A 9,333-nucleotide genomic window follows, 5' to 3' on the forward strand; every position below is an offset into this window, starting at 1 on the left:
ATGGATATCCGCGAGATCGACCGCTACGAGGCCAGCGCCGAGATCGTGGTCGGGAACGGGCCGAAGCCGGCCGACGACCCCAACGCCTTCGACGCCCGCGAGGTGGTCCAGAACCTCGGCCCGCGCGTGCCGCGGCCGATGTGATTGGCAGAGTCTAGGGGCTAGGGGCTAGGGGCTAGGGGCTAGGTTGCGGCCTCCGGGTCGGCGCCAAATCTCTCCCCTAGCCCCTAGCCCCTAGCCCCCATCACCCCAGCCTCGGCGTCTTCAGCCGCCGCTTGTTGGCGTGGGTCTCCGGGGCCGCGCCCAGCGCCTCGGGCAGTTCGCCCTTGAAATAGAAGCGCTGCCACGCCTCCCTGGCCGCGTCGGGGTCGCCCGAGGCCAGCCGTTTGTTGAAGTCGGTGCGCTGGCGGTTCCAGGCCTCGAACTGGCCCTTCATCACCGGATTGGAATCGATCGAGCGGATCACCGGCTGGAACTGTTCGGCCTTGCGGTGCTCGATCGGGGTGATGAAGCAGAACGGCTCGCCGCGCTCGAACTTGACCCGGCCCGGCCGGGTGAACAGCCAGTTCATGGTGAAGGGGAAGGGCAGCCAGTCGGTCTCGATCAGGCCGGTCAGCGGGGCGATGCCGTCCTTGACGTGGTTGGGGGCGCCGCCGGCCAGCAGGCCCCAGCCCGGCGGGGTGCGGAACAGGTATTGCGGATGCAGGGTCATCACCCCGCGCGAGAAATGCGAGGTGACGAAATGGTGCAGGTTGGGCGAATGGCGGTCGGGGGTGATGACGATGTCGTTCTGGCTCGGCCCGCCGTTCCACTCGGCGGTGAAGCCGATCGGGCACAGGATCTCCCAGCCGGTGGTGTTGGCCATGGTCAGCGGCAGGCAGCGGTAGGGATGGCGGCTGGCGAAGGCGTCCATCCAGTCGCGTTCCAGTCGGCCGGGCACCATGTCGCACGGCTGGTCCGACATCGGATAGCATTCCAGTTCCACGGCGGCGCTCCGGGCGGTATCGGAAGGGGTCCTCCTCCCTAGCTGGGCCCGATGACCCAAGACAAGCCGCCCGCCGCGCCCCTGTACGACCGCGCCCGCCTGCTGGCCTGGATGGCCGCGAACGGCGTGGCCCAGACCACCCATGACCACCCGGCCGTGTTCCGCGTCGGGGAGGGGCTGGAGCTCAAGGCCGCCCTGCCGGGCGCCCACACCAAGAACCTGTTCCTCAAGGACCGGAAGGGCCGCCTCTGGCTGATCTCGGCCCGGCAGGACACGGTCATCGACCTGAAGCGGGCCGACAAATGGATCGGCTCGGCCCGCCTCAGCTTCGGCAATGAGACCCTGCTGTGGGAGACCCTCGGCGTCCGCCCCGGCTCGGTCACGGCGCTGGGCCTGATCAACGACCCCGACCGCCGCGTCACCTTCGTCCTCGACCAGGCCCTGTGGGACGCGGAGGTGGTCAACTTCCACCCCCTGACCAACACCGCCACGACGGGGCTGGCGCAGGCGGACTTCCGGCGGTTCCTGACGCTGATCGGGCGGGAGCCGGTGGTGGTGGATTTTGGTCAGCTAGCCGGCTGAACCCCACCCCGCCGTCATCCTCGGACTTGATCCGAGGATCAGAGGCGAGAGGCGGGCTGTGCGACGGTGGCGGCCTCGCGGGTGCGACCGTGAACCGCTCGACGGAGCACCGGACGGTCTGATCCTCGGGTCAAGCCCGAGGATGACGGGAAGAGTTGGCGAGCCGATCGTGGTGGACCTCTCACGACCGGGGGCCGAGTCCGGTTAGCGTGACGGCGGGGGAAGCCGTGCGGTCCGCAGGAAGGTCTCGAACTCCCGAGCGTCTTCGGGCAGATGGGCCGGATCGGTCAGAACCCAAGCCTCGTAGAGGGTGGTCGGCGCCCCGCTTCCGGGTTCTGCGAATGCAAATACGCTGACCGCAATCTGATCCTCGGTAACCTCCTCGCACGCGACGCTCTGGCGGCCGGCGAAACCAGGGGCCGCACCCCCGAACGCCTTCAGGCGGGCCGGCGAGAGCGGCTTGCATGGCTCCTGGCGCGCCTCCGTCACCGTCCGCGCCGTCAGGGCTTCCAGTCCCAGGGTGCGAGAAGGATCGACGATATCGCAGGGCGTGTCGGCGTCGCGGATCATCGCGTAGAAGCCCCGCGCCTCATCGCGCCGCGCCTCCTCATACGGCCGCGCGATGCACACCGCCCGCCCGGCCGGAAAGCTCATGGAGAGCCCCCAGCGCGCGTTGCTGAAAACCTGCCCGGCCTGCGACATCACCGGGCGCTCCATGCCGCAGAGCATGCGATCCGCCGGGCAGGGGACAAATCGCGTCGCGGCGGTGCGCGTGTCGATCCTCACGGCGCTGGGGCCGGGCCAACCGTCGCCGTTGATGGTCGGAACGATCCAGTGGTCGTCGAAGCGTTTCGGGTAATAGGCGCTATACCCGGAGACTACCTTGTCCAGCGCCGCCGAGGCGATGTTTTCGGCTTCGCGCGGATCGGTCACCGGCCGGAGGCGGATGCTCCAGTCGCCCGTCCATGCGGGCAACGCCGCCCAGGCCATCGAGCGACAGGCCGGGTAATCACACCGGCTGGCTTCGATGACGAAGCCCACCGGCCATGCGACGAGGGAGAACAGCAGCGCAAGCAGCAGTTTTCGGCGCACGAGGGCGACACCGACCCCAAGGATGGCGGCGAGGGCGAAAAGAACATCGAGGACGGCCAGGACGCTCCAAATTCCGAAGACGGTTTCTGTCGTCGCCAGGTCGACGATTTGGGGTCCGGAGCCGACCAGGCTCATCGCCGCGAGGAGCAGAGACAGGGCGATCCACAGCAGGGCGAGAACCCTGCCGGCCCAGACGAGCACGGTCTTGACGCGGCCTCCGAGGCCGTCAGGCGTAGCGGTCTCGCCTCTCTCGAACATGCGTCAGAACCAACCTTGGCGGCCAGATAGTCAAGCTAGGTCGAAAACCGGAACCGTCAAAGCGGCGGTTTCCGCCTCCGATCCGTCCTCCACGGTTCAATCCGCCGCCGGACAGTGCTAGACGCGCGGCGCTCCCCCTCCCCCCCAGCCAGCACACGGACGCCGCCATGCCCGCCGCTCCCGACTTTCCCCCCGCGCCCGACCGCGTGGCGCCGAGGCGCGCGCTGATCTCGCTGAGCGACAAGACCGGGCTGGAGGACGCGGCCCGCGCCCTGCACGGCCTCGGCGTCGAACTGGTCTCGACCGGGGGCACCCGGGCGGCGATCGCCGGTTTCGGCCTGCCGGTGAGGGACGTGGCCGAACTGACCGGCTTCCCGGAGATGATGGACGGCCGGGTCAAGACCCTGCACCCCGTGGTGCACGGCGGCCTGCTCGGCGTCCGCGACGCCGCCGACCACGCCGAGGCGATGACGGCGCACAACATCGGCCCGATCGATATCGTCTGGGTCGACCTCTATCCGTTCGAATCAACCGTTGCGTCAGGCGGGGCCTTCGACGCGGTGGTCGAGAACATCGACATCGGCGGCCCGGCCATGATCCGCTCGGGCTCGAAGAACCACGGCTATGTCGCGGTGGCGGTGGACGGCGAGTCCATCGGCCTGATCCTCGACGCCCTGAAGGCCGACGAGGCCACGACGCTGGACCTGCGCAAACGCCTCGCCGCCCGCGCCTTCGCCCGCACCGCCGCCTATGACGCCGCCGTCTCCGGCTGGTTCGCGCAGCAAGTCGGCGACGCCGCCCCCGCCCGCAAATCGATCAGCGGCGCTCTGGCCCAGACCCTGCGCTACGGCGAGAACCCGCACCAGACCGGCGCCTTCTACCGCACCGGCCCCGTCTCCGGCGAAACCGCCCGCCCCGGCGTGGCCCACGCCCGCCAGCTGCAGGGCAAGGAACTGGGCTACAACAACATCGCCGACGCCGACGCCGCCTATGAGCTGGTCGCCGAGTTCGAGGCCCCGGCCTGCGTCATCGTCAAACACGCCAACCCCTGCGGCGTCGCCGTGGGCGCCGATCTGGCCATGGCCTACGCCCGGGCGCTGGAATGCGACGCCGTCTCGGCCTTCGGCGGGGTGGTGGCGGTCAACCGGCCGCTGACCGGGGCGGACGCCCGGCTGATCACCGACATCTTCACCGAGGTGGTCATCGCCCCCGGCGCCGATGAGGAGGCGCAAGCCGTCTTCGCCGCCAAAAAGAACCTGCGCCTGCTGCTGACCGACGGCCTGCCCGATCCGCTGGCGGCCGGCGAGGTGTTCCGTTCGGTGGCCGGCGGCTTCCTGGTCCAGTCCCGCGACCGCAGCCGCATCGCCCCGTCCGACCTGAAGATCGTCACCCGCCGTCAGCCGACGCCGCGGGAGATCGAGGACATGCTGTTCGCCTTCACCGTGGCCAAACACGTCAAGTCCAACGCCATCGTCTATGCGAAGGACGGCCAGACCGCCGGCATCGGGGCCGGCCAGATGAACCGCCGCGACTCGGCCCGCATCGCCGCTATCCGGGCCCGCGAGGCCGGCGAGGCCAAGGGCCTGGCCCATTCGCTGGCCCAGGGGTCGGCCTGCGCCTCCGAGGCCTTCTTCCCCTTCGCTGACGGCCTGCTCGAGGCGGTTGCCGCCGGCGCGACGGCGGTGATCCAGCCCGGCGGCTCGATCCGCGACGACGAGGTCATCGCGGCGGCGGACGAGGCGGGCGTGGCCATGGCCTTCACCGGGGTGCGGGTGTTCCGGCATTGATTTTCAGGGCGCTGCCGCTTGCGACGCGGTCGCTCGCTGCCTGAACGCGGGCCTTGTCATCCCGGACAGCGCGAAGCGCTGATCCGGGACGGGCCTGCCGTCGATCCAGACCTCCCGGAAATCGCAGCGCGATTGTCCGGGATGACAAGGCAATGCTGGCGATCCGCCGCCCGCCATCACATTTTCGCGGACGAAACCCCGCGATTCCAACGCCCTGCTAAAAAGCCAGCGTCACGAACCCGCCATAGGGGCCGGGGGCCCCATAATGCCCGCCGGTCTTTGACAGTCTCAGCCTCGCGCCCGCCGCCCAGGCCGGCGTCCGTTTCACGGTCCACCCGGGGCCGATGCCGACTCTGCCGACTCCGCCACAGCGAATTTCCGCGGTCCCTGCCGACTCTGCCGACTCCGCCACCACGAATTCCGGTTTTCACCCGGATAAACCCCTGTCGCCGGATCGCCGCTTCCGCCGCCCCCGCCCTTCGCTATGGTGACGCTTATGGACACCCTCTCCCGGCGCTGGGCCCGGCTCGAGCCCCACACCACCATGACCGGCCCCGACGACGACCGGCCGCGGCCGGCGGTGCTGCTGTTCCACGGCTGCGGCGGCCTGCGCGGCCATCTGCCGAAATACGCCGGGGTCGCGAAGGCGGCCGGCTGGCGGGCCTTCACGGTCGATTCCTACGCCCCGCGCGGCTGGAGCCGGGAGTTCGCCATGGCCACGGTCTGCACCGGCCTGCTGCTGCGCGGCGCCGAGCGGGCCGGCGACATCCTGGCCGCCCTGCACGGCGTGTCGCGGCGGCCCGATGTCGACGCCTCGAGGATCGCCCTGGCCGGCTGGAGCCACGGCGGCTGGGGCATCATGGAGGCCATGAGCGCCGACCGCTCGCGTCCGGCCCTCGGCCTCGCCGACCCGGGCGCGGTCGGCCTCGACGGCGTGATCGCCACCTACCTCGCCTACCCCTATGTCGGCGTCGCCGCGCTCAACCGGATGCGGCCGTGGCGGCATTGCCCCAGGACCCTGGCGGTGATCGCCCGTTCGGATCACCTGACCACCGTCCGCAACGCCGAACGGGTCCACGGGATGGTTCGCGACTGCGGCGTGGAGGTCGAGACCTGGATCGCCGACGGCAGCCACAGTTTCGACGAGCCGATGACCGCCCCGCCGATGCGCTACGACCCCGGCCTGGCCGGAGAGGCGCTGCGGCGCTTCCGGGCCCTGCTCGAGGACGTGGCGGCCGCGCCGGCGGTCTGAGCCCTGACGGGTTCGCGCGGCGGGGCAAAGCCGCTATGGACCGCGGCATGACGACCCTCCTCTACGGCCGCCCGCCGGCGGTGTTCGATCCGCCCGGCGGCGCGATCCAGACCTCGCCCCTGGTCCCCGGCTCCACGGCTCTCGAGAGCGTGGCCGAAGGCTCGGCCGACGAGATCATGATCTACGCCCCGCCCGGGGTCCTCGAACGCCGCCACGCCCTGGCCCTGGCCCTGCGGGCGCTGAAGCCCGGCGGCCGGCTCGACGTCATGGCCCCCAAGGACAAGGGCGGCTCCCGCCTCAAGAAGGAACTCGAGGCCTTCGGCGTCGAGGTCGGCGAGAGCGCCCGGGCGCATCACCGGCGCTGCGTGGTGCTCAGGCCGGAGACGGTCACCGGTCTGGACGAGGCCATCGAAGCGGGCGCGCCGCGTCTCGTGCCGGGTCTGGAGGCATGGTCGCAGCCGGGCGTCTTCGCCTGGGACCGGGTCGATGCGGGGACGCTGCTGCTGGCCCGGACCCTGCCGCCGCTGAAGGGCGCCGGCGCCGACCTCGGCTGCGGCCACGGGGCCCTGGCCACGGCGGTGCTGCGCTCGCCGGCGGTGACCTCGCTGCGCCTGATCGATCTCGACCGCCGCGCCGTCGAGGCCGCCCGCCGCAACGTCGCCGACCCCCGCGCGAGCTTCGAATGGGCCGACGCCCGCACCGTCGAGGCCCACGGCGATCTCGACTTCGTGGTCATGAACCCGCCCTTCCACGACGGCGGCGCCGAGGACCGGCGTCTGGGCCAGGCCTTCATCCGTCAGGCCGCCGCCATGCTCGGGAAGGGCGGCGTCCTCTGGCTCGTGGCCAACCGCCACCTGCCCTATGAGGCCGACATCGCCGCCGCCTTCAAACGCTCCCGGCCCGTCGCCGACAAGGGCGGCTACAAGGTCATCGAGGCGGTCAAGTGAGCAAGCCGGTCTCCATGCGGGTCGACCGCCTGCTCGGCTCTATGGGCTACGGCTCCCGGACCGAGATGGCCCGTCTCGGCAGGGCCGGCGGCATCGTGCTGGACGGCGCCGAACTGACCGACGTGTCGAGGCGGATCGCGGTCACGCCCGACCTGCCGGCGCGGATGCGGATCGACGGGGAGCCGCTGGATCCGCCGCCGGGCCTGGTGCTGATGCTGCACAAGCCGCCGGGCATGACCTGTTCGCACAAGGAGGACGGGGCCCTGGTCCATGACCTCCTGCCCGACCGCTGGCGCCGCCGCGACCCGGCCGTCTCCACCATCGGCCGGCTCGACAAGGCGACCACCGGCCTGCTGCTGCTGACCGACGACGGCGACCTGCTGCACCGGGTGATCAGCCCCAAACGCCATGTGGCCAAGGTCTATCGCGCCACCCTGGCCCGGCCGCTGGCCGGGACCGAGGCGGAGCTGTTCGCCGCCGGCGGTATGGTGCTGGAAGGCGAGGACCGGCCGCTGGCCCCCGCCGCGCTCGAGGTCCTGTCGCCGACCGAGGCGCGGCTGACCGTGACCGAGGGCCGCTATCACATGGTCCGCCGCATGTTCGCGGCCGTCGGCAACCACGTCGAGGCCCTGCACCGCGAACGGATCGGCGGCCTGGCCCTGCCGGACGACCTGGGGCCGGGAGAGTGGCGGCTGCTGGACGAGGCGGAGGTCATGTCGATCTTCGCGTGAAACGCCGGCGTCGATTTGAACATGGCCATGAAGATGGCTATCATGGCGTTATGAGTGAATATTCGATCGCCCAGGCCAAGGACCATCTGCCGCGTCTGATCGACCGGATGCTGGATGGCGAGTCCGTGACCATCACACGGCGCGGTCGCCCGGTCGCGCGGGTCGTGCCGGTGGAGGCGCCGGCCGCGCCCAAGCCCCCGATCGATCCGGCCTGGCTGGACCGACTGCGCGAGGCCGGCCGCACCCCGACCTCGGGGACCGTCGACACCGTCCGCGCCATGCGTGACGACTACCGCTATTGAGCATCTACCTCGACACCAGCGTGCTGGTCGCCGGCCTGACGTTCGAGCCTGACTCGGCGCGGGCGCAGGCTCTGCTGAGTCGGAGGGCCGCATGGGTGATCAGCGAGTGGACGGCGGCGGAGTTCAGTGCGGCCATCCGCACCAAGGCGCGCGGCGGCTTCCTGGCTACGGACCAGGCGCCGGTGCTGGAGGCGGCTCTGGCGGACATCATGTCTCGCCATGGAAGGCCGCTGCCGATCCAGCCCGAGGATATTCGGCAGGCCCGCTTGCTGGTGATGCGGGATGACGGCGTCCGCGCCCCGGACGCCGTGCACATCGCCGCCGCCCTGCGAATCGGCGCCGGGCTGGCCACTCTGGACACGATTCAGGCGCGCGTGGCCGGAGCGGCGGGCCTTGAGGTCATCGTCCCATGACCTCCGTCAAGATCTGCGGCCTGACCACGCCGGAAACGCTCGACGCCGCCCTGACCGGCGGCGCGGCCTTCGTCGGGGCGGTGGTGTTTCCGAAGAGTCCGCGCCACATTGATCCGCTCCACGCCGCGACCCTGTTCGAGCGGGCGCGGGGCAAGGCGAAGATCGTGGCGGTGACGGTGGACGCCGACGATCTGCTGCTGACCGGGATCGCCCTGGTCCTGAAGCCCGACCTGATCCAGCTGCACGGCTCCGAGACGCCGGCCCGCGCGGAACGGGTGCGGACCCTGACCGGAGCGGGGATCATCAAGGCCCTGCCGATCCGGACGCATGAGGATTTCGCCGGAGCCGAGGCCTGGGAGCCGTTCGTCGATCACCTGATGTTCGACGCCAGACCGCCCGAGGGGTCGCGCCTGCCGGGCGGGGTCGGGGCGCGGTTCGACTGGACCCTGCTGGCCGACCGGGCCTTCCGCCGGCCGTGGTTCCTCGCCGGCGGGCTGACGCCGGACAATGTCGCCGACGCCCTGCGCGTCTCGGGCGCGCCGATGGTCGACGTGTCCTCTGGCGTGGAAAGTGCGCCGGGTGTTAAGGACCCTGCCCTGATCGCGGCGTTTCTCGAGGCGGTGCGGTCGGCCTGATTTCCGCCGCTCCCCCGCGCGAGTTTGTCCCCGTGAACGCCATCCTGCCCAACCGCTACGCCATGCCCGACGCCGACGGCCGCTTCGGCCCCTACGGCGGCCGGTTCGTGGCCGAGACCCTGATGCCGCTGGTTCACGAGCTGAACGCCGCCTATGAGGCGGCCAAGGCGGACCCGAGCTTCCAGGCCGAGCTGGACGGCTTCCTGACCGACTATGTCGGGCGTCCGAGCCCTCTGTACCTGGCCGAGCGGCTGACCGAGCACTACGGCGGCGCCGACATCTGGTTCAAGCGCGACGAGCTGAACCACACCGGCGCCCACAAGATCAACAACTGCATGGGCCAGATCCT

General features: G+C 70.8%; 10 protein-coding genes and 1 pseudogene. 9 read left to right on the forward strand and 2 right to left on the reverse strand.

Annotation, left to right across the window (positions count from 1 at the left end; all coding sequences use genetic code 11):
• Positions 1 to 244: 244 nt before the first annotated feature.
• Positions 245 to 985, reverse strand: a complete 741-nt coding sequence (locus Q0588_RS06100; RefSeq protein ID WP_298744680.1) for a DUF6065 family protein — start codon at positions 983 to 985, stop codon at positions 245 to 247.
• Between the two features lie 51 nt (positions 986 to 1,036).
• Here Q0588_RS06100 and Q0588_RS06105 point away from each other — a divergent pair, with 51 nt between their 5' ends.
• Complete coding sequence (locus Q0588_RS06105) at positions 1,037 to 1,567, forward strand: prolyl-tRNA synthetase associated domain-containing protein (protein WP_298744682.1); 531 nt, start codon at positions 1,037 to 1,039, stop codon at positions 1,565 to 1,567.
• Positions 1,568 to 1,771: 204 nt separating this feature from the next.
• On the opposite strand, the gene Q0588_RS06110 is transcribed toward Q0588_RS06105, so the two are convergent.
• On the reverse strand, positions 1,772 to 2,917 hold the full coding sequence (locus Q0588_RS06110) for a hypothetical protein (protein WP_298744684.1): 1,146 nt from the start codon (positions 2,915 to 2,917) through the stop codon (positions 1,772 to 1,774).
• A gap of 167 nt (positions 2,918 to 3,084) precedes the next feature.
• Here Q0588_RS06110 and purH point away from each other — a divergent pair, with 167 nt between their 5' ends.
• From purH to Q0588_RS06150, 8 genes and pseudogenes are all read left to right on the forward strand, one after another.
• On the forward strand, positions 3,085 to 4,704 hold the full coding sequence (purH, locus tag Q0588_RS06115) for a bifunctional phosphoribosylaminoimidazolecarboxamide formyltransferase/IMP cyclohydrolase (protein WP_298744686.1): 1,620 nt from the start codon (positions 3,085 to 3,087) through the stop codon (positions 4,702 to 4,704).
• A gap of 496 nt (positions 4,705 to 5,200) precedes the next feature.
• Positions 5,201 to 5,956, forward strand: a complete 756-nt coding sequence (locus Q0588_RS06120; RefSeq protein ID WP_298744689.1) for a dienelactone hydrolase family protein — start codon at positions 5,201 to 5,203, stop codon at positions 5,954 to 5,956.
• A 47-nt stretch (positions 5,957 to 6,003) separates the two neighbouring features.
• The gene (locus Q0588_RS06125) at positions 6,004 to 6,903 is read left to right on the forward strand and encodes a class I SAM-dependent methyltransferase (RefSeq protein WP_298744690.1); all 900 of its coding nucleotides are present in this window, start codon (positions 6,004 to 6,006) and stop codon (positions 6,901 to 6,903) included.
• Entirely contained in the window at positions 6,900 to 7,634 is a 735-nt protein-coding gene (locus tag Q0588_RS06130) for a pseudouridine synthase (RefSeq protein ID WP_298744692.1), read from the forward strand. The genes Q0588_RS06125 and Q0588_RS06130 overlap by 4 nt, the downstream gene beginning before the upstream one ends.
• Before the next feature lie 50 nt (positions 7,635 to 7,684).
• Positions 7,685 to 7,936 carry a type II toxin-antitoxin system prevent-host-death family antitoxin gene (locus Q0588_RS06135; protein ID WP_298744694.1) on the forward strand — a complete coding sequence of 84 codons (252 nt, stop codon included), beginning with the start codon at positions 7,685 to 7,687 and terminating at the stop codon, positions 7,934 to 7,936.
• The gene (locus Q0588_RS06140; RefSeq protein ID WP_298744696.1) at positions 7,933 to 8,349 is read left to right on the forward strand and encodes a type II toxin-antitoxin system VapC family toxin; all 417 of its coding nucleotides are present in this window, start codon (positions 7,933 to 7,935) and stop codon (positions 8,347 to 8,349) included. Before Q0588_RS06135 ends, Q0588_RS06140 begins: the two co-directional genes overlap by 4 nt.
• On the forward strand, positions 8,346 to 8,984 hold the full coding sequence (locus Q0588_RS06145; RefSeq protein WP_298744698.1) for a phosphoribosylanthranilate isomerase: 639 nt from the start codon (positions 8,346 to 8,348) through the stop codon (positions 8,982 to 8,984). Before Q0588_RS06140 ends, Q0588_RS06145 begins: the two co-directional genes overlap by 4 nt.
• A gap of 32 nt (positions 8,985 to 9,016) precedes the next feature.
• Positions 9,017 to 9,333 (forward strand): annotated as a pseudogene (locus tag Q0588_RS06150) (tryptophan synthase subunit beta); the annotation flags it as partial.

The sequence above is a fragment of the uncultured Brevundimonas sp. genome (assembly GCF_937870815.1).
Taxonomy (GTDB): Bacteria; Pseudomonadota; Alphaproteobacteria; order Caulobacterales; family Caulobacteraceae; genus Brevundimonas.